This window comes from Flavobacteriales bacterium, from assembly GCA_016699575.1.
Taxonomy (GTDB): domain Bacteria; phylum Bacteroidota; class Bacteroidia; order Flavobacteriales_F; family PHOS-HE28; genus PHOS-HE28.
On record CP064979.1, the window covers coordinates 2,273,006 to 2,293,017 of the forward strand.

Consider the following 20,012-nt stretch of genomic DNA (forward strand, 5'->3'; position numbering starts at 1 on the left):
GTCAATTGTTAACGCAGACCAACAACCTACCCATGAGGAACATCGTTACCACCATTGTGCTTTCGGCGGCCGTTTTGGCCAATGCGCAGACCGAAGTACTGCAGAGCTCCTACTCCTTCAGCGATGGCGACCATCCGACGGTGGTCGTGGGTTTCGACAACAGCGACGCGGATGCCGTTGAGAACTGGTACAAGAACCAGTTGAAGGACATCAGCAAGGACGTGAGCAGCAAGAAGGAATTGCGGGCCCAAGGCGCACGCGTTCCCGAAGTGGCGCCCGACACCATGACGGTGCTGTGCAAGGCCGAGCAGGGCAAGAAGAGCACCCGCGTGATGCTGCACCTGGCCTTCAGGTACCATGGCAATTGGATCAGCAAGGACGGCGACGATCAGCTGGTGAAAGGTGCCGAGCGTTATGCCTACATGCTCGCCGTGCGCTACAAGAAGCAGGTGCTGGAAGCCGTGCTGGGCAACGAGCAGAAGTCGATGGGCAAGATGGAAAGCGACCTGGCCGGTCTCGAGAAGGAGAAGGCCCGCGCCGAGAACGGCATCGAGAAGAACAAGAGCAAGGGCCAGGAAGCCACTGGCGAGAAGGCCAAGGCAGAGAAAGACCTGAAGGACAATGAGACTTCTGTTGCCAGCAAGCACGCTGCAATGGGCACGAACCCCACCGAGGAAGAAGCCAAGCAGTTCCAGGAACTGGTGAAGGATGGCACTAAACTGAAGGAGAAGATCGCCAAGGAGACGAAGAACATCAGCGATGCCGAAGCGAAGGTGAAAGAGCTCGAGGACGAAGTGAAGAAGCTGTCGTCCGACATCGAAGTGAAGCGCCGTGAAGTGGAAGAACAGAAGAAGAAGGTTGAGGATGCACAGAAGGCTGCTGGCGGCGTGAACTGATCATCAAGGAACATTGGACGAAGGCCCGGTCGTATCCGGGTCTTCGGCGTTTTTAGCAGTGCGCTCCTTGCCTGGGGCTCGTCAAGAGCATGTGCTTGCACGATCACGCCGGCCTCATGATGACGGTGGTCGGACCGTCATCGCGCGGTGGCCGAGGAACGAGGCCCCGAAGCGATCCATCGCACCAAAGCCGAGGACTACCTTGGCCGCATGCTCAACAACCGTGGCAACGCGCTCATCGTGCTGCACATCACGGTCTTCATCTGGGGCTGGACTGGCATTTTCGGCAACCTCATTGAGCAGAGCACCTTCCCGCTCGTTTACACGCGCACGGTCATTGCCCTGCTCGGCATTGCGGTGCTCGGTCTGTTCATGCGCCAGCGCCTCGATCCGCGCTCGCCCGACCTGTCGCAATGGCTGCTCACCGGCGTGCTCATCGCCGCGCACTGGATCACGTTCTACGGCGCCATCAAGATCAGCACGGCCAGCATCGCCGCTGGTTGTTTGGCCAGCAGCACGGTCTTCACCGCATTGCTGGAGCCGTTCTGGTTCAAACGCCGGATACGGCTCTACGAAGTGGTGCTCGGCGTGGTGGTGATGGCTGCCTTGCTGATGATCTTCGGCTTGGAGACGAAGCATCGTTGGGGCATCGTGGTGGCCACCATCAGCTCCTTCCTCAGCGCGTGGTTCAACGTGGTGAACGGTGTGCTGGTGAAGCGCGACAATGCCTTCCGGATCGGGTTCTACGAGATGCTCGCGGTGGTTGTCATCATGGGCATTGCCTGTGCGGTGCTCGGGCAGTTGCCGCCACCGTTGTGGACGCTCAGCGGCGATCAGATCACCTACCACCTGTTGTTGGGCATCGTCTGCACCAGCATCTCCTTCACGGCAGGCATCGCGGTCATGAAGCAGCTTTCTCCTTTCACCGTGATGATGGCCGTGAACCTGGAGCCCGTGTACACCATCATCATCGCGCTCATCCTATGGCCTGCCACGGAAACGCTGCATGTCGGCAGCTACATCGGCTTTGCGCTCATCCTCGCCTGTCTCCTGCTCAATGCGTGGTGGCAGAAGCGCCAGGTACCGCGCGAAGGGGCTGAGCCGGAGCCGTTGGTGCAAGGCTGATCGTATCGTCGCCCGGCCGGTGGTCCACGTAGGTGATGAAGAACTGCATCATCTCGTCGGTGGTCTTCATCAGCTTGCTGTCCGTGCCAGTCACGGCGCGGGGCGGATCGAACGGCTGTTGCGGATTGTCCGCGGAGTTGTCGAAGGTGCCTTCCACCTGCACGACGGTACCGCGCGGCAACGGCAGCATCCACGGATAGGTGTACGTGTATTGCCAGCGGAAGTCCCAGTCGTTGATGCGGATGAGCGGGATCGTGTCATTTACTGGCGTGATCGCGTAAGCTAGGAACCGCGTGCCCAGCAAATGCATGTGCGGGTTGACGCTCAGCACGCTGATGTCCTCCGTCAGTTGCAAAGAGGTTCGGAAGGTCTTCACTTCACCAGGCTCCAGGTGCAGTGGCGGAACGATCTCCGTGTGTGTGCTGCCCATGGACAGTTCACGTTGCGGACGAGCGGGCGGCACTGGGGAGAAGTAGAGGTGGAAGCGCGACAGGTCCGACGTGTCGCGCGCGCTGGGGCCGTAGTGCAAGGTGTTCAGCAAGAAGGCGCCGTGCTGGCTGATGCGCAGCCCGCCGATGCCCTCGGGGTAAACGGCGGGTGACATGCCGGGCAGGTAGTTGATGGCACTTGGCACCAACGCAGGCCAGCTGTCGTCGTCGTTCTGCAACTGCAGCCATGCGAAGGCATCCACGCCATCCACCTGCTCAGCATCGAGGTAAGCCCAGCCAGTGATCGGATCGGCCTTGGCTCCTTCCGCGTAGTTGATCAGCGCACCGTTCATGTGGTGCACCGCCCGCCGGTTGCCCGGCACGAATTCGATGGCACGCAGGAAGGTGTCTTGTTCCAGCGCCCAACCGGCCTTGCTGATGATGAAGCGATCCCGCGCATCGCCCGGTATCGGGAACCGATCCTGCAACCAGACCACAGCGTCAGGCTCCCCCAGGCCTGTGGTCCCTTGCTGCCACACGGGCTCTCTACCAACCCCACGCTCCGCACCTTGATCCACCCATCGCGCGATCAGCGCTATCTCGTTCGCGGACAAGGTGCGCTCGTTCAGAAAGTGCGAATACGACGTGTCGGCAGGCCATGGCGGCATGTAGCCCGCACCGGTGACTTTCTTGATGGTCTTCGCCTTGCGACGCACATCGTCATACGTGATCAGGCTGAAGGGCCCTGCCTCGCCCGGCCGATGGCACGGTGCGCAGTGCGTAAGGATGATGGGCGCCACATGCTCCACGAACGTCACCGTGCCGGGCAATGCTTCCGTGTATGAGCTACCGGGCGCGCCTTCATTACATCCAGCGGCCAAGACCATGACCAACACCACGCCTGCGACAAGTTTCATTCGGTGCCGGTGTTGTCGCATTCCACGATGCAGCCGAATGCCCTCACCTCGGTATGCGGTTGGGGTTTGCCTCCTGCGAAGGCGCTCAGCGCATCGCGCAGGTAGTGTTCGTTAGCGGCACGCTTCCGGCCCTCGCGCACCGCGCTGTTGTCCAACGCCCCGCGGTAAAGGACTTCACCGCTCAGCGCCACCAGAAAGACCTCGGGTGTTACGCGTGCCCGCAACGCATTGGCCAGGTGGCACCCGGGGTCCATCACCTGCGGAAAGTCAAGATCGTGCTTTCGCGCGAAGGCAGCGGCGCTGTCGCGGTCGATGAACGGCGCAGGGTACAAGCCGACCATCGCAACACCATCGGGCAGCGCTTCCTCCAAGCTGTCCAGCAGTGGCGCATAACCCAAGGTCATCGGGCACTCGGGGTCCAAGGTGATGTACAGTGTGGCGGAATCACCTTCGAGCAAGCCGAGCGCGGTGGTGTTGCCACCGAGGTCTTTGAGGGTCAAATGGTCCAGTTGGGAGCTGGTCATGTCCGGTCGGTTATCTGACCGGTCAGCTTGCGTGCAAGCGCAGACCATCGCAAGAGCAGCGCACCACCGCATGCTCAACGCAGATAGTTCCTCACGTGGGAAACGATGCTGTCTTTGACGGTTTCCCAAGTACGTCCCTTCAGGCATACGGGGCGCTCACTTGTATCGGCATCAGCGAAGTACACCAAGGCATTCGGGATGCTGATGGCCAACTGTTGATGCGGATACTTGGCGGCATGCCATCCCAGGATCCGATCCAATCCGTGGTGCAGGAGGAGTTCATTGAGATCCCAGAAATCCTTCTTCTTCCCTCGGCCAAGGATGGCTTGAACCTTCATGGCTGCGATGTCGTCATCGGCGAACATTCTAATGCCATCTTCCAGTTCCAAAGGTGCGATCGAAGGGTGCTTGTCGTTCACGATGTCGACTTTCACATCTCCGACGAAGCAGAACAGAGCGAACCGGACACGACGTGCAGGCTCCCAAGTGAAAGAACTGCCGAACTCCTTCGCCAACTCAGCCGCAACGGCATTGGGGTCGAACGGCTCCGTGCTGAACAAGTCAAGGTCTACCGACGTACGGTGCCCATGCCGTAGCGCCAGTGCCGTGCCACCAACGAGAACATGGTCTCGCAGGATAGGTAAGGCCATGAGGCGCTTCAGTACGGGAAAAGTTCCGGGTGGGACTGCCTCAGTGTGTAGCATCGGAACTTCTCCAAGGGTTCGTTCACCACGGCACTGGCCAGGTAGAGCCTGTGCTCAGGCAGGAACTTGGCCTGTAGCAGCGCTCCGCGAACGCGCTCATCCCCGTAGTACCGCCTGCACTGCCGTATGTCCTCCACATCGCCGCGCTCGAACACCCGCTCGATCACGAACGACGCCTTGGCTTCGTAGTCCAGCTGGTCGAAGTCCACATCCCAGAAGATGCGGCGGGCGAAGACGGGCAGCGGCTTGGCGGGCATGTGGCCAAAGCTAGGTGACGGGACGCGGAAGCAGCGATGCGGCTGCCAAAGGCGTCACAGCGGTACATTCATCCCCATGCGACGGGCATCACCCTTGTTCCTCTTGTGCAGTGCAAGCGTGCTTGCGCAAGCCCCGTTCGAGTTCGCGGATCAACGTTCGCTGGAGGTCTGGTACTCTGGGTGTGCGGTTGCGGATAGTGTTTGGGTGGTGGGTGGATCGTATGGCAATGACCAAGGAGGTTCTGCCGGTCATTTCGTTCAAGGTTTCCTGCCGGATGGGGACGCGGCTTGGACCGTTCCTTTCATGGACAGCCTTGGTGGAGCTATCCCCTGGGATCTTGCCGAGCTTCCTGGAGGCGGAGCATTGGTAGTGGGCCCGCACGACGGATGCGACGTGTTGATGCCCACGAGCTTGCTCGCACTGTACGACGCCGTGGGGAATGTGGTCTGGTCAACTGCATTCCATCAACCATCGGCCAAGGCCGTGGAGGTCGGTCCGACCGGGAAGGTGCTGGCATGGTCATACGATGGGGCCTTCATAGCTGACCAGAACGGGGACAGTCTTACGGCGTTCGAGTTCGGTCCATTGGGGTGGTCATCATCGGTGAAACTGATCTGGGACAGCGACACGACGTTGCTTGTGGCGAGGACGAACACGGTGTTGGAACGCAGAACGTTGGGCACCCAATTGCTAGCCTCCAACTCTTTGGGTTCAATTGTGGCCATTGTGTTCTGGCAGGGTCATCGGTTGGTGCTCGACGCAAATGGGCAACTCACGGCAGTTGATGCAGCATTGGTCGCCATCGGAACAATTGATCCCGGGGTTCCGATCGCTGGTGGTCAGTTCGTCAAAGGGGACACAACCTTGTGGCTGATGGGAGCGGACTGGGCCGTGGAGTTCGATACTTCCTTGAACATCATCAACACGATTGCGATGGACCCGGACGGTGTTTTCCCTGCAACCGCTTCCATTGGATACGCGGCGATGACCGGTGCTGTGGGCATGGCAGGGTCAGTTTCGACGGCGAGCCGGCCAGCCGGAATCCTACGAACTGTCTCAACCAATGGAGCCATCGCCCAGCATGAGGAAGACGTTGCGGTCCAACTGCTCAGCATCGACAGTGCTTGGGTTGAGTTCTCTGGTAACTATGTTTTCACCAGAGCCAATGTGACCGTGGAAGTAACGAACGTGTCGGCCACGCTATTGGACAAGGTGGTGCTCAATCACTGGTCCTTGGCGTGGATGTGCTCTTCGGTTGGCACCACTTTAGGTTTGGATGGTTTGGGGCTTGCACAAGGCGGAACCACAATAGCAGCACTGACTGATCTCTGGCTCGATTACGGCCCATGGGGCTGGCCTGCCGAAGACCAAACCATCTGCATCAGCGCTCTCAGTCCTAACGCCAAGTACGACCGCGACCATAGCGACAACTGGTCCTGCGATTCCGTCCACTTCGATCTTGGTATAGGTGAGTTGTCGGAAGAGGGGCCCTTCGTGCTTGTGCAAGACTGGTCGGGGGAGAATGTGGAATTGATGTTCAGGTCGCCGGTTTCGGAAAGCCTGTCGTTCGCGCTCATGGATATGAGCGGCCGACTGGTCGCCAGTGAAGTGATATCAAGCGGCATGGTGTCGTTCCGCATCAATACTGCTGGCCTTTCCTGCGGTGCGCACATTGTCCGTTTGTGCGGTGCCAGTGGCCCGTGCTGGCAGCGGAAGTGGCTGAAGGGCTGAACCAAGGTTCCTCGTTCCACCTCCGCATCCATCTTTGCGGCCGCGACATGGCAGCATTCCAGCATGCTCGCACCACATCATGAGCACGAACGAAGACAAGCTGAAGAACATCATCTCGCATTGCAAGGAATACGGCTACGTGTTCCCCAGCAGCGAGATCTACGACGGACTGAGCGCCACCTACGACTACGGTCCATACGGTGCCGAGCTGAAGAACAGCATCCGTCAGTACTGGTGGGCGGCCATGACGAAGCTCCACGAGAACATCGTGGGCCTCGATGCGGCCATCTTCATGCATCCCACCGTGTGGAAGGCCAGCGGCCACGTCGATGCGTTCAACGATCCGCTCATCGACAACAAGGACAGCAAGAAGCGTTACCGCGCCGACGTGCTCCTCGAAGAGCACATGGCCAAGTATGCCGACAAGGTGGAGAAGGAGGTGGAGAAGGGGAAGAAGAAGTTCGGCGATGCCTTCGATGAAGCACAGTTCCGCGCCACCAACCCCAATGTGAAGCGGTCGCAAGAGCGCATCGATGCGGTGGAAGGCCGCATGAAGTCGGCTCTTGAAGCGAACGACCTGGTTGCCCTGCGCCAGCTCATCATCGACGAGGAGATCAAATGCCCCGTGAGCGGCACCGGCAACTGGACCGACGTGCGCCAGTTCAACCTCATGTTCGCCACGGAGCTCGGCAGCGTGAGCGGCGAAAGCAGCACCATCTACCTGCGTCCCGAAACGGCGCAGGGCATCTTCGTGAACTTCCTCAACGTGCAGAAGAGCGCGCGGATGAAGATCCCCTTCGGCATCGCGCAAACGGGGAAGGCCTTCCGCAACGAGATCGTCGCGCGGCAGTTCATCTTCCGCATGCGCGAGTTCGAGCAGATGGAGATGCAGTTTTTCGTGAAGCCCGGAACCGAGATGGAGTGGTACAACGCCTGGAAGGAGAAGCGCATCGCGTGGCACCGCGCGCTGGGTCTGCCCACGGAGAACTACCGCTTCCACGACCACATCAAACTAGCGCACTACGCCAACGCCGCGTGCGACATCGAGTTCCGCTTCCCCATGGGCTTCAAGGAGCTTGAAGGGATCCACTCCCGCACCGACTTCGACCTCGGCAGCCACGAGAAGTTCAGCGGCAAGAAGCTGCAGTATTTCGACCCGGAGAGCAACGAGAGCTACGTGCCGTACGTTGTGGAGACCAGCATCGGCCTGGACCGCATGTTCCTCGCCGTGCTGAGCGCGGCCTACGAGGAGGAAAAGCTGGAGAACGGCGAGGACCGCGTGGTGCTGCGCATCCCGGCGCCGCTTGCTCCGGTGAAGGTCGCGGTGATGCCGCTGATCAAGAAGGACGGCCTGCCCGAGAAGGCGCGCGCGATCATCGATGGCCTGAAGCTCGCGCACAATTGCCAGTACGACGAGAAGGACAGCATCGGCAAGCGCTACCGCCGGCAGGACGCCATTGGTACGCCGTATTGCATCACTGTGGACCACGATACACTCACGGACGGCAAAGTGACCGTTCGCGACCGCGACACCATGCAGCAAGAACGGGTGTCCATCGCCGAACTGGACCGGATCGTGAACGAGAAGGTGGACATGCGGAAGCTGCTGAAGCAGTTGTGACCTTGTCAACCGTCCAGGTCGCATGGCATTCGCACCGAGCACTTGGTTGGCCTTCGCTGGATATGCCTGTCTGCCCGTAGCGTTGCTTCACCACCGGCGATCGGTCAAGTGTTGGCCTATCGTGTTCCTCACCTTGTGTGCTGGCCTGTTGCGCTTCAGCGCTTCCTTGGACAGTGATCTGCATGAGTGGGATGAACGCTACCATGCGCTGGTCGCCAAACACTTGGTCGAGCATCCGCTGCGCCCAACGCTCTATGACGATGCGAGGCTTCCGCATGAGGCAGGCTCGTGGGCCCATGGCCATGTTTGGTTGAACAAACCACCGCTTCCCCTCTGGGCCATAGCGGCCAGCATCGCCACGTTCGGCACGGAACCATGGGCGGTCAGGCTCCCGTCCGTATTGCTGTCCATGTTGGCCACGGTCCTGCTTTACCAGCTGGTGCGCGAGAGGGTTTCGCGCAACGTGGCGCTGTGGTCGGCCATGTTGTTCGCCATGAATGGGCACCTCGTCGAACTGGCTTCCGGCCGGACGTCGAACGATCACCCCGATACGTTCTTGGTGTGCATGGTCCTTGCCGCACTCTTTGCAGCATCCCGAACGGCCCTGAAGAACTCAGCGCTGTGGGCCTCGCTCGCCGGTTTCCTTGGCGGTCTGGCGTTCATGAGCAAAATGTGGCCGTCGTTGTTGGTGCCGCTGGTCGCGGTCGGCTTTTTGATCGCTCAGCGGACCTTGCCTTGGCGCAGGAAGCTTGGTCTGTTCGGCGTGCTTATGGTCTTGGGTTCGCTGGTATCCGTGCCATGGTTCTGTTATGTCCAGTGGCACTTCCCGGAAGTCGCGGCAGCAGCTTCAGCGGCGCATTGGCAGCACTTCACTGTCGGACTGGAGGATCATGCCCGGCCGTGGTATTACTACTTCGCCCAACTTCCGATGATCCATGGTGAAGCGGCACCGGTTGCGGTGGTGTGGTTCCTTGCTTTTCCGCTCCGAACGGCGTGGCGACAACACCTGCCTTGGGCACTGTGGATGATCGTCCCCTTCTTGGTCTTTTCCTGCGCGGTGACGAAGATGCCGGGCTACACTGCCATCGCCGTTCCGGCCATCTGCGTGGTCATCTGTATGACCTTTGACCAAGCCATGACCAGCACGGCCACAAGATCCTCGACGCGCATCGCGCTGAGGGTGGTGGCCGCCCTGCTTGTCGTCCTTCCCCTGCGTTTCTCGTGGGACCGTGTGCGCCCTCTGAAGCCGGCCCCTCCACGGTACGATGCGGAGGAGCTGGCCCATGGCATGATGGAGAACACGATCGTCATGGGATCGGAGCATCCCATTGAACTGATGTTCCACTCTCCGATCGCCGGAGCATATTCGTTCACGCTGCCTGACACTACGATCCAACGGCTTGAGCGGTCGGGATTTGTCGTATTGGGTGCGCCTAGTGTGCACAGCCCCACGGACCAATGAGCCACGGGGGACCTGGCGGGCTTCGTGGAGCAACGTGGGCAAACCTGTGGTGCGCCATTCTATCTTCGGCGCCCTTTCTAAGAAGGAACACCTACCCAGGTGGCGGAATCGGTAGACGCGCTGGTCTCAAACACCAGTGATCTCAACAATCGTGCGGGTTCGAGTCCCGCCCTGGGTACGATCTCATGCAACCATGTGTTCATGTGAACATGTGGCCATGATGGATCGGGTCCGAGGGATTTCATGGGCACATGTCCCCATGGTCACATGAGCACATGGTACAGCCCATGCAAACCGAACAATTGGTCTATACCGATGCCGCCAAGCAGGAGCGGTACGACCGAGCTTACATGCGCATGGCTGCCGAGTGGGCCAAGCTGAGCCATTGCACGCGCAAGAAGGTGGGCGCGTTGATCGTTAAGGACGGCATGATCATCAGCGACGGTTACAATGGAACGCCCACCGGCTTCCCGAACGATTGCGAAGACGCCAGCGGCATTACCCTCTGGCATGTGCTGCATGCCGAAGCCAATGCCATCATGAAAGTGGCGCGGAGCACCAACAACGCCAAGGGGGCCACGCTCTACCTCACCCACTCTCCGTGCAAGGAGTGCAGCAAGTTGATCCTGCAAGCGGGCATCAAACGCTTGGTTTACATCGAACCCTATAAGGATCCCGCCGGCTTGGACCTCTTGCAACATGGCCGTGTAACCATCACCCGCTTGGAACCGCAGGCAACATGAAACAGCGGTCCACTCTTGCGGTGCTGATGCCGCTCATGATGGCCCTGGCCTTGGGCACCGGCATTGTAATCGGCTACTTCAGTGGCGGTCAGCGGTCCTTCGGGACCTCGTCCCTGTTCGATCGGGGAGTGGATCCCGCGCAGAAGATCGGACAGGTCATGGAGCTCATTGAGCGCGACTACGTTGACAGTGTGGAGCGCGACCAGCTCACGGACGAGGTCATCCAAGACCTTCTCCAACGCCTCGACCCGCACAGCTACTACCTCTCACCGGCCGATATGCGCACGGCCGTGGAGCCGCTTGAGGGCAGCTTCGTGGGCATCGGTGTGGAGTTCACTATCCAACGCGACACCATCGTGGTGATCTCACCACTGGAGGGCGGGCCCAGTGCAGCGCTGGGTGTCATGGCTGGCGATCGGATCATCAGCGCCGACGACAAGAACCTTGCAGGCATCGGTATCACGAACGACCAGGTCATGGACCATCTCCGCGGGCCCGATGGAAGTGTGGTGAGGATCGGCCTGTTGCGCAACGGGAAGCGCAAGCCCTTCGAGCTGGAGGTGAAACGGGGCAAGGTCCCCATCGAGAGCGTGGCCGCGGCCATCATGACCGATGCCACCACGGGCTACATCAAGGTGGTGCGCTTCGCGAAGACGACCACGGACGAATTCGCTGATGCGGCCGAGAATCTCCTTGCCCAAGGCATGAAGCGTTTGGTGGTGGATCTGCGCGGCAATGGTGGTGGTTATTTGGATGCCGCCATCCACATGGCCGACGAGTTCCTCCCGGACGGGGCCACGGTGGTGTACACCGAAGGCCGGAACCACCCGCGCCGCACCGACAAGGCCACTACCATGGGCGTGCTGGAGAACGTTCCGGTGGCCATCCTCATTGATGAAGGCTCGGCCAGCGCCAGCGAGATCGTGGCCGGTGCCATCCAGGACAACGACCGTGGCGTGATCGTTGGTCGCCGCACCTTCGGCAAAGGACTTGTTCAGGAACATCGCGAACTCCCCGATAGCAGTGCAGTTCGTCTCACCACGGCGCGTTACTATACCCCGAGCGGGCGGAGCATCCAGAAACCTTATGGTGAAGGCATCGACTACGAGGAGGCGCCTGATCGACGCCATGGTGAACTGATCAGTGCCGACAGCATCAAGGTTGATTCCGCCCAGGTGTTCAAGACCAAGGCCGGTAGAACGGTCTTTGGCGGTGGCGGTATCGTGCCCGATGTTTTCGTGGCTGCCGATACGGCCAATGCCTCTGCATACCTGAGCGAGCTCATCTGGACCGGCACGCTCAACCAGTTCGCCTTCGATGTGGCCGATCGCGAACGGACCCGCCTGGAGAAAATGGGGCAACAGGTCTATCGCAAGAGCTTCAATGCTGAACTACTGATCCCGGAGCTCGTGCGCTATGCCGCCAAGGAGGAGATCCCTGAACGGGTCCTCGACCTTGCCAAGAGCAGGTCCATCATCGGACAGCGCCTGAAGGCGGTCATCGCCCGCAACATCTGGGGCAACGAAGGGTACTACCCATTGGCGCTGGAGAACGACGCGGCCCACAAAAAAGCGGTGGAGCAGCTCGGAGCGCAGTAGTTCATGTTCACCTCAAAACGAGAAGGGGACCCATGGGGTCCCCTTCGATCGTTCGTGGTCGGTGAAGCTTACTTCACGGCTTCCTTGGCAGCGTCAACTGCGCCGTCAACAGCGGCAGCAGCGCTATCGCCCATGTTCTGCATGGCAGCAGCAGCGCTGTCAGCAGCAGCTTGGGCCTTGGCTTCAGCTTCTTTCATGGATGCTTCCAGGGCAGCAGCAATGCTGTCGGCTGCAGCCTTCGCTTCAGCTTCGATCTGCTCTGGGGTCTTGCCGCCGCCGCAGGCAGCGAAAACGCCCGCGATAACCGCGAGCACGGCGAACTTCTTGATCATCTCCGGTGATGTGTTTTGGTGAAAGTGGCGGCGAAAGTAAACTTTCCGGCAATACCACAACCATCCACCCTGTGCATGGGGGCTATCTTTCGCTCCCAACCGACCAAAGTCAGACACTATGGCCCACACACTGCCCGAGCTTCCCTACGCACACGATGCGCTGGAGCCCCATATCGACGCGGAAACCATGCGTATCCACCACGGCAAGCACCACAATGCTTATGTGACCAATCTGAACAAGGCCCTGGAGGGTTCCCCGAACACAGACAAGGCCTTGGAGGACCTCATGAAGGGGATGGACATGAGCAATATGGCCGTCCGGAACAACGGTGGGGGGCACTACAACCACAGCCTGTTCTGGCAGGTGATGGGGCCCGGCGGCGGGGGCAAGCCCGAAGGAGAGCTGGGGGCGGCCATTGATGCGGCTTTCGGCTCGTTCGAAGGGTTCAAAGAGAAATTCGCGGCCGCTGGGGCCACCCGCTTCGGAAGCGGATGGGCTTGGCTCTGCGTGCACAATGGCGGGAAGGTGGAGGTGTGCAGCACCCCCAACCAGGACAATCCCCTGATGCCGAACACGGGCTGCGGGGGCACACCCATCCTCGGCCTGGACGTGTGGGAGCATGCCTATTACCTGCACTACCAGAACCGCCGCCCGGACTACATCAGTGCTTGGTGGAACGTGGTGAACTGGAAGGAAGTGGCCCGTCGATACGCGGCAGGCAAGTAACACCTGTTGATGCTTCGTTGGCGGGTGGTCCGTGCTTCACGGGCTGCCCGTCTACTTTTCCGGCCATGAGATGGGCCGGGCTTTTGGTGCTGTTGCTCTGGGCTTCTTTCGGCAAGGCCGCCGGACCGTTCCAGCCGCTGCGTCAGGAGGGCTTGATCGCCGTGCTCGATCCCTTGGGTGAAGAGGCTGTTATTGTCGATGATGCGCAGCCGGAGAACCAACGTCTGATGGCCACATTGCTCACCGTGGCGCTGGGTCCCTTCGGTGGTCACCGTCTCTACATGGGCACGGGCGTCAAAGTGCCGATCATCTACACGCTCACATTGGGCGGGTGCTTCGGCATTCTGCCGCTGATCGACCTGGTGCACGTCCTCACCACCAAGGACCTGGAGCGCTACCGCAACAACAAGCAGGTGTTCATGTGGGCGAAGCCGCGGACGGAGCGGCTCACTCCACCGTGACCGACTTCGCCAGATTCCTTGGCTGATCCACATTGCAACCGCGCATCACGGCGATGTGGTAACTGATCAGTTGCAACGGTATGGAGGCCAGGATAGGGACCAGGCAATCCGACGTTTCAGGGATCTCGATCACGTGGTCGGCCAGCCCCTTCACAACGGTGTCGCCTTCGGTTACGATGGCGATGATCTTGCCTTTGCGCGCCTTCACCTCTTGGATGTTGCTCACCACCTTCTCGTAGCTGGCCCCTTTGGTGGCGATGACGAACACGGGCATTTCCTCATCGATCAGGGCGATGGGGCCGTGCTTCATTTCCGCAGCCGGATAGCCTTCGGCGTGGATGTAGCTGATCTCCTTCAGCTTCAATGCGCCTTCAAGGGCAACAGGGAAGCAGAAACCACGGCCGAGGTAGAGCGCGTTGCTCGCATTCTTGTAGATGTCCGCGATGTACTTCACGTGCGCCTCCGTCTTCAGCACCTTCTCCACCTTGTCCGGGATGGCGTCCAGTTCGTTGAGCAACCGGTAGAAGTTGCTGCCGCTGATGGTGCCCTTCTTTTGTCCGATCATGAGGGCCATGAGCGTTAGCACGGTTACCTGCGCCGTGAAGGCTTTGGTGCTGGCCACACCGATCTCCGGCCCTGCGTGCGTGTACGATCCGCCATGCGTGATCCGTGCGATGCTCGAGCCCACCACGTTGCATATGCCGATGATCGTGGCCCCCTTGCTCTTGGCGAGTTCGATGGCCGCCAGTGTATCCGCCGTTTCACCGCTCTGGCTGATCGCCAGCACGATGTCGTCCTCGTGGATGATGGGATTGCGATAGCGGAACTCGCTGGCGTACTCCACTTCGACCGGAATGCGCGCGAGTTCCTCGAAGAGGTACTCGCCCACGAGGCCGGCATGCCAACTGGTGCCGCACGCCACTACGATCACGCGCTTGGCATTGATGAATTTCTGTTCGTAGTCCTTAAGCCCCCCCAACACCACTTCGCCCTTGGCAAGGTTCAAGCGGCCACGGAGCGAATCACGGATGCTGCGCGGCTGCTCGTGGATCTCCTTCAGCATGAAGTGATCGTAGCCGCCTTTCTCCAGTGTCTCCAGATGCATCTCGAGCTCCTGGATGAACGGCGTCTTCTCCTGGTTGCGGATGTTCTTGATGCGCAATCCCTTGCCGCGTTCGATCACTGCGATCTCGCCGTCCTCCATGTACACCACGTTCTTGGTGTATTCCACGATCGGGGTGGCATCGCTGGCCAGGAAATGATCACCGTTCTCGGCAATGCCGATCACCAACGGGCTGCTTTTGCGCGCTGCCACCAGCATGTCCGGGTTCTTGCGGTCCAACAGCACGATGGCATAGGCACCCACCACACTGTCCAGCGCCAGCCTCACGGCCTCGGGCAGATCCACCTTTTCGGTGCGTTGGATGTCGTCGATAAGGTGCACCAGCACCTCCGTGTCGGTATCGCTTTTGAAGATGTGCCCGCGTTTCTTCAGCTCTTCCTTGATGGGGGCGTAGTTCTCGATGATGCCATTGTGGATCAACGCGATGTCGCCGCTGGTGCTCAGGTGCGGGTGCGCGTTCACATCATTGGGCGGTCCGTGCGTGGCCCAGCGCGTGTGGCCGATGCCGATGGTGCCAAGGACCGGAGCCCCGTTCACATGGTTCTCCAGATCGCTCACCTTCCCCTGGCGCTTGTGCAGCACCATCTTCCCGTCGTGGATCAAGGCCACACCAGCGCTGTCATAGCCCCGGTACTCGAGCCGCCTCAATCCGTTGATGATGATCGGATAGGCCTTCTTTTCGCCTACGTAAGCCACGATGCCGCACATGGTGGGAGCGCCTTGCCCGGCGCGGGGTGTTGGTCAGTGAGCGGTGAAAGTTAGCCGCAACTGCATTGGCCGATCCGAATGGCCGGGGCCGGCAAGTACCGCGCGATTGCCCGTGACGCCATTGAACCCGGCTATCAGGTCGATGCCCGTGTTCTCGTATTCACCGGTCAATAAGCCTTGCATGTAACGCGTGATGTTGAACCGGTACTCCTTGTTCGTGCTGTTGAAGACACCACCGTACTGGCCAATACCGCTTGCGAAATCGGGCAGGTTCACGTCCTGGCCCGCGTCGTTCTTGCGGAACACGAAATTGAGCTGTTGTGGTGGGAGTTCCACGGGGTAGTCCTCGGCGATCGGGATGATAAGCTCGGCTTTGGCCAAGGCGTCCAGGCCAGCTTCTGGGAAGCGTGCCACGTGCGGCAGCCGCAACGCCACTCGCGTGCCCCCGAAGGTCTGAAGGAAGTTCACCGCGTTACCCAGCGTGCTGTCCTGTAAGCAATTCTGCAGCCGCAGGTCGGTGGCAGTGCTGAAGTCGCGTTCGACGAACGTATAGCGCAGGCTGTTGCTGTTGATGGCGAAATCGTACGACAAGGTGTCTTCGCTGCCCGGCGTGTTGTCACGGTAGTAGAGCGTCATGCGCGAAAGCCCCCCCTCAAGCAGGAAGTTGAGCAAGCCGCCTTTCCCCGGCACCGTCTCATCCTTGGCGCTGATGGCCAGCCCGTGGAAAAAATCGAGGAACTTGTCGTTGTCCGCAAGGTCGTTGGTTCCCCATGCCGAAAGAAGCCGCTGCGCCAGTTCATCGCTCAAGCGGATGCGCAATTGGGCCGCGAGCGTGTCGCCGTCAATGATCGGCTTTACGAGAGGTTGTGGTGTGATCGAAGCACCGGGCGCCCAGCTAAGGTCCGTGCCAATGGTCGCCGGTCGGTCATCGCTGTGGAATGTGCTATCGGTCGACAAGCGTTCGGCCAGTTCCCGCACCACGAACACCTGAGGATGTGCATTGCCGTACAGCGGGGCCCCGCCGTCATACACCAAGGAAAGAACCAGCGAGTCCGGCACCAGCGCTGAGTTGTGCGCACTCGTGACATTGTTCGAGGTAAGTCTCAGGTGAACGGCCATGCCGCAGGTCAGCGTTCCGAACTGCCGGTCCACATAGCTGCCGAGCACGTTGCGGGTAAGCCCACTGGTACGCACCGCCGTGTCGGTCAGCGTGTATGCCACAATGGTGGCGGTGTCGGTGGTCAAGGTGCCCAGTTGGGCATCGCCCGGTATCAGGTCAAGACCGATGTTGTCCTCCGGCTTGCGGCAGGCCGACAGGGCCACGGCCCCGCAGAAAAGGAGAGCGGCCCAGTGCAGGGGCCGCCCAACCCGATAGCATGTCTTGTGTTCCAACTCAGACGAGCGCTTCTTCCAGTACGGCTGCATAGAAATCGGCCATGGCGCCAACGTGCTGCTCAGGGCTCACGAAGTCAAGAACGGGCTTACCGCACTTGTCTATTGCACCGTTCATCTCTTTGTTCAGCTTGGGGCTGCCTTTCACCACGGCGTCGCACAGACCGAAGCCGAACTTGTACAGTTCATCGGTGTTCGGTTTGGCAAGACCTCCGACAAGCGTTTTGTCGAAGCCCTCCATGCTCAGCTTCTTCGCAAGGTCCTTGTCCAGACCTTCCTTCTTCTCGTCGTACACGCTGAAGATCAGCTTGGCGTTCTCGAAGTGCGGATCGTCCGTGAAGAAGTGACGGATGTACAGGGGAATGAACGCGGTCATCCAACCGTGGCAGTGGATGATGTCCGGCACCCAGCCCAGTTTGCGCACGGTCTCCAGCACGCCACGGCAGAAGAATACCGCGCGCTCATCGTTGTCCTTGTAGAAATCGCCGTTGGCATCGTGGAGCACCGCCTTGCGCTTGAAGTACTCCTCGTTGTCGATGAAGTACACCTGCATGCGCGCGTTGGGCACACTGGCCACTTTGATCAACAACGCGTGGTCCGTGTCGTTGATGATGAGGTTCATGCCGCTGAGGCGGATCACCTCATGCAATTGGTGACGGCGCTCGTTGATGTTGCCCCACTTCGGCATGAACGTCCGGATCTCATTGCCACGGTCCAGCATGCCTTGGGGCAGTTGGCGGGCCGTCCTCGCCATCTCGGGGCCATCGAGGAAAGGATTGATGGCTTGGCTGATGGTGAGGACTTTCGCGTTCTTCAGGCTCATCGTTGTTTCGGGGAATTGCGGGGACAAAAATATAGATAAAGAGGGGGGCGGAGAAAGCCGATGTATAGCTTCCGCCCCCTTCAACAAGGCTCAAACCCGCGCTGGCATTGGAGTTCATAACGATTCCGCAGGAGGCCAGCGCGTGGGGTGCCCGGCAACGCTCCAAAAACCGGTCGGTCGGGTTCGTTCCCACCATGGGCGCCCTGCACAAGGGGCATATGTCCTTGATAAACAGGGCCAAACAGGATTGCGGGTCGGTGGTATGCAGTGTCTTCGTCAACCCTCTGCAGTTCAATAACCCGGAGGACCTCGCCAAGTACCCCAGACAAGTGGCCCATGACCGGGCGATGCTCGAGAGAGCCGGTTGCGATGCCGTTTTTGTTCCTGTTGCCGAAGAGCTCTATGCGGGTCGTTCAACCCGCACATTCGACCTGGGTGGTCTTGATTTCAAGCTGGAAGGCGCATCCCGGCCGGGTCATTTCCAAGGCGTTGCCAATGTGATCGAGCGGTTGTTCCACTTCGTTCGCCCTGATGCCGCGTTCTTCGGCGAAAAGGACCGTCAGCAGTTGGCTGTCATCAGAAGGCTCACAGCAGGAGAGCGCTGGCCTGTGCGGATAGTTGGCTGCCCCACGTTGCGCGAGTCCAATGGCCTTGCAATGAGCAGCCGGAACCAACGCCTAAGCCCCGAAGAGCGGGAGCTAGCAAGCGTTTTGTTCAGGGCCTTGTCCACTGTGCAGGAGGTGGCCTTCAAAACGACGGCAGAGGAGGCTAGGCAGGCGGGACTGGCACTGCTGGCCCGGGAGCCGGTCGTGCGCCTTGACCACCTCGAGATAGTGGACAGCATGACGCTGGACCCGTTGGCTGACTGGGGCGAACGGACCGATGCCGTGTGCGTGGTGGCGGCGTTCATCGGTCCGGTTAGGCTCATCGACAACATTACCCTGCGCCGATAACTTCGCCGCCCCTTCCGCGGAAGTCTTGCAGTCCGCAAAGGGTCCCATTACGCATGACGATCGAAGTGCTCCGCGCCAAACTGCACCGTGTCACGGTCACTGAGGCGGACATCAACTATATCGGCAGCATCACCTTGGACGAGGATCTTATTGATGCGGCCGGCCTCTTGGAGGGCGAGAAAGTGCAGGTGCTGAACGTGAACAACGGCGACCGGCTTTACACCTATGTGATCAAAGGCGAGCGGGGCAGCGGTGTAGTGTGCCTGAACGGTCCTGCCGCGCGCCGCGTGAGCGTGGGTGACGTTGTCATCGTGGTGGCCTACGCCCACATGACCATTGATGAGGCGCGTGCGTTCAAACCCACCATCGTTTTCCCTGACGAGAAGACGAACAAACTGAAGCGGTGACCCGCACAGGGCCGCGCTGCGCATGAAGAAGGCGGTCGTCGGTTTCCTGAAGTTGGCCGTGCCGATCGGCCTGGGTGTGTGGCTGGTCGCATACCAGTACGGTCAATTGAGCGAGGCCCAACGGACCGAATTGTTCGCGGCGTTCCGAGCGGCTGATATCCGTTGGCTTCTGGCATCCGTGGTGCTCGGTTGGTTGAGCCACATGAGCCGTGGATGGCGTTGGCGCTATGTGCTGGAGCCGCTGGGTTACCGGCCGCGTTTCTGGAACTGCTATCACGCGGTGATGAACGGCTATTTCATGAACATGCTCATCCAACGTGCGGGGGAAGCAAGCCGTGCCGTGTCGCTCTACCGTACCGACAAGGTGCCCTTTGAAAAGGGCTTTGGCAGCGTGCTTGCTGAGCGGGTGATCGATATGGTCATGCTCTTGGTGATCGCTGTGGTCTCCCTGGCGCTCCAAGTGGAGAAGATCGACTTGTTCCAAGAGCGGATCGCTGAGTTCAGGGCCGGTCAAACCACGGATGAGCCGGGTACATCATGGTGGATGTGGACGATCGGTGCGGTGGTGGTTCTTGGTCTGGCCGTGGCGCTGTGGTTTTTGGCCACGCGGCCGGAACTGCGCGCGCGGCTCAAGGACACGGTGCGGGGTTTCGTGGAGGGCCTGCGCTCCGTACTGCGCATGCGGAACAAGGGCGCGTTCCTCTTGCACACGGTGTTGATCTGGGCACTCTACCTGGGGATGTTCTGGGTGGGCTTCTTTGCGTTGGATGCAACTGCGGCCGTGCCGCCTGCCGGGGTGTTCGCTGGGTTCATTGCGGGTGCGATCGGCATTGTCCTGGTGCAAGGTGGGATCGGAGTTTACCCTGCGTTCGTAGCACTCATTGTCAGCGTGTACATGCCGCCGGCCCAGGACGGCGGCTTGCTTCTCCCCGAAGCACTTGCCATGGGCTGGCTGCTCTGGGTGGCCCAGACAGCGATGATCATCGTGCTGGGGGGCATCTCATTACTTTTCACTGCACGCAGCAAAACCACTGCATGATGGAAACAAGCGGTCCAAGAACTCCTCATATCCTCGACCG

20 protein-coding genes and 1 tRNA gene are annotated in these 20,012 nt (G+C 60.0%); 13 read left to right on the top strand and 8 right to left on the bottom strand.

From position 1 onward, the window contains the following. Nucleotides 1-32: 32 nt before the first annotated feature. The gene (locus IPJ76_09355) at nucleotides 33-896 is read left to right on the top strand and encodes a hypothetical protein (protein ID QQR84831.1); all 864 of its coding nucleotides are present in this window, start codon (nucleotides 33-35) and stop codon (nucleotides 894-896) included. Nucleotides 897-1,106: 210 nt separating this feature from the next. Further along, nucleotides 1,107-2,021, top strand: coding sequence for an EamA family transporter (locus tag IPJ76_09360; GenBank protein QQR84832.1), 915 nt, complete (start codon nucleotides 1,107-1,109; stop codon nucleotides 2,019-2,021). Here the strand turns inward: IPJ76_09360 and IPJ76_09365 are convergent. The 4 genes from IPJ76_09365 to IPJ76_09380 all read right to left on the bottom strand — a co-directional run bounded on the left by IPJ76_09365 (nucleotide 1,951) and on the right by IPJ76_09380 (nucleotide 4,851). After that, entirely contained in the window at nucleotides 1,951-3,366 is a 1,416-nt protein-coding gene (locus IPJ76_09365; protein ID QQR84833.1) for a hypothetical protein, read from the bottom strand. The two genes, IPJ76_09360 and IPJ76_09365, sit on opposite strands and share 71 nt — an antisense overlap. Further along, on the bottom strand, nucleotides 3,363-3,890 hold the full coding sequence (locus IPJ76_09370; protein QQR84834.1) for a redoxin domain-containing protein: 528 nt from the start codon (nucleotides 3,888-3,890) through the stop codon (nucleotides 3,363-3,365). The genes IPJ76_09365 and IPJ76_09370 overlap by 4 nt, the downstream gene beginning before the upstream one ends. A 74-nt stretch (nucleotides 3,891-3,964) precedes the next feature. Then, nucleotides 3,965-4,540 (bottom strand): nucleotidyl transferase AbiEii/AbiGii toxin family protein, encoded by a 576-nt coding sequence (locus IPJ76_09375; protein ID QQR84835.1) that lies wholly within the window; start codon nucleotides 4,538-4,540, stop codon nucleotides 3,965-3,967. A gap of 8 nt (nucleotides 4,541-4,548) precedes the next feature. Continuing rightward, nucleotides 4,549-4,851, bottom strand: a complete 303-nt coding sequence (locus tag IPJ76_09380; GenBank protein ID QQR84836.1) for a hypothetical protein — start codon at nucleotides 4,849-4,851, stop codon at nucleotides 4,549-4,551. A 76-nt stretch (nucleotides 4,852-4,927) separates the two neighbouring features. On the opposite strand from IPJ76_09380, the gene IPJ76_09385 reads away from it, so the two are divergent. The 6 genes from IPJ76_09385 to IPJ76_09410 all read left to right on the top strand — a co-directional run bounded on the left by IPJ76_09385 (nucleotide 4,928) and on the right by IPJ76_09410 (nucleotide 12,007). Next, nucleotides 4,928-6,583, top strand: coding sequence for a hypothetical protein (locus tag IPJ76_09385; protein QQR84837.1), 1,656 nt, complete (start codon nucleotides 4,928-4,930; stop codon nucleotides 6,581-6,583). A gap of 79 nt (nucleotides 6,584-6,662) precedes the next feature. Beyond that, complete coding sequence (locus tag IPJ76_09390; protein ID QQR84838.1) at nucleotides 6,663-8,204, top strand: glycine--tRNA ligase; 1,542 nt, start codon at nucleotides 6,663-6,665, stop codon at nucleotides 8,202-8,204. Nucleotides 8,205-8,226: 22 nt separating this feature from the next. After that, nucleotides 8,227-9,666, top strand: coding sequence for a glycosyltransferase family 39 protein (locus IPJ76_09395; GenBank protein QQR84839.1), 1,440 nt, complete (start codon nucleotides 8,227-8,229; stop codon nucleotides 9,664-9,666). A gap of 93 nt (nucleotides 9,667-9,759) precedes the next feature. Next, nucleotides 9,760-9,844 (top strand) — tRNA-Leu (locus IPJ76_09400). 109 nt (nucleotides 9,845-9,953) lie between these two features. Beyond that, nucleotides 9,954-10,409, top strand: a complete 456-nt coding sequence (locus IPJ76_09405) for a dCMP deaminase family protein (GenBank protein ID QQR84840.1) — start codon at nucleotides 9,954-9,956, stop codon at nucleotides 10,407-10,409. Further along, a complete protein-coding gene (locus IPJ76_09410) occupies nucleotides 10,406-12,007 on the top strand; it encodes a S41 family peptidase (protein ID QQR84841.1) in 1,602 nt (533 codons plus the stop codon). The genes IPJ76_09405 and IPJ76_09410 overlap by 4 nt, the downstream gene beginning before the upstream one ends. Nucleotides 12,008-12,075: 68 nt before the next feature. Here the strand turns inward: IPJ76_09410 and IPJ76_09415 are convergent, their stop codons facing one another. Next, nucleotides 12,076-12,336: a hypothetical protein gene (locus tag IPJ76_09415; GenBank protein QQR88434.1), complete on the bottom strand. Its 261-nt coding sequence runs from the start codon at nucleotides 12,334-12,336 to the stop codon at nucleotides 12,076-12,078. 121 nt (nucleotides 12,337-12,457) lie between these two features. On the opposite strand from IPJ76_09415, the gene IPJ76_09420 reads away from it, so the two are divergent. Together IPJ76_09420 and IPJ76_09425 are read left to right on the top strand one after the other, a co-directional pair. Next, nucleotides 12,458-13,066, top strand: coding sequence for a superoxide dismutase (locus IPJ76_09420; protein ID QQR84842.1), 609 nt, complete (start codon nucleotides 12,458-12,460; stop codon nucleotides 13,064-13,066). 65 nt (nucleotides 13,067-13,131) lie between these two features. Next, nucleotides 13,132-13,527 carry a TM2 domain-containing protein gene (locus tag IPJ76_09425; GenBank protein ID QQR84843.1) on the top strand — a complete coding sequence of 132 codons (396 nt, stop codon included), beginning with the start codon at nucleotides 13,132-13,134 and terminating at the stop codon, nucleotides 13,525-13,527. Here IPJ76_09425 and glmS read toward each other — a convergent pair. The 3 genes from glmS to IPJ76_09440 form a co-directional block, all read right to left on the bottom strand. Further along, nucleotides 13,514-15,358, bottom strand: coding sequence for a glutamine--fructose-6-phosphate transaminase (isomerizing) (glmS, locus tag IPJ76_09430; protein ID QQR84844.1), 1,845 nt, complete (start codon nucleotides 15,356-15,358; stop codon nucleotides 13,514-13,516). The two genes, IPJ76_09425 and glmS, sit on opposite strands and share 14 nt — an antisense overlap. 33 nt (nucleotides 15,359-15,391) lie before the next feature. Then, on the bottom strand, nucleotides 15,392-16,681 hold the full coding sequence (locus IPJ76_09435; protein ID QQR84845.1) for a DUF4270 family protein: 1,290 nt from the start codon (nucleotides 16,679-16,681) through the stop codon (nucleotides 15,392-15,394). A gap of 70 nt (nucleotides 16,682-16,751) precedes the next feature. Then, nucleotides 16,752-17,573: a glycogen/starch synthase gene (locus IPJ76_09440; GenBank protein ID QQR84846.1), complete on the bottom strand. Its 822-nt coding sequence runs from the start codon at nucleotides 17,571-17,573 to the stop codon at nucleotides 16,752-16,754. Nucleotides 17,574-17,680: 107 nt separating this feature from the next. Between IPJ76_09440 and IPJ76_09445 the strand changes: the two genes are divergently transcribed. The 3 genes from IPJ76_09445 to IPJ76_09455 are packed head-to-tail and all read left to right on the top strand — an operon-like array spanning nucleotide 17,681 to nucleotide 19,972. Then, nucleotides 17,681-18,526: a pantoate--beta-alanine ligase gene (locus IPJ76_09445; protein ID QQR84847.1), complete on the top strand. Its 846-nt coding sequence runs from the start codon at nucleotides 17,681-17,683 to the stop codon at nucleotides 18,524-18,526. 53 nt (nucleotides 18,527-18,579) lie between these two features. Beyond that, nucleotides 18,580-18,933, top strand: a complete 354-nt coding sequence (gene panD, locus IPJ76_09450; protein ID QQR84848.1) for an aspartate 1-decarboxylase — start codon at nucleotides 18,580-18,582, stop codon at nucleotides 18,931-18,933. 22 nt (nucleotides 18,934-18,955) lie between these two features. Further along, complete coding sequence (locus IPJ76_09455) at nucleotides 18,956-19,972, top strand: flippase-like domain-containing protein (protein QQR84849.1); 1,017 nt, start codon at nucleotides 18,956-18,958, stop codon at nucleotides 19,970-19,972. Nucleotides 19,973-20,012: the final 40 nt, after the last annotated feature.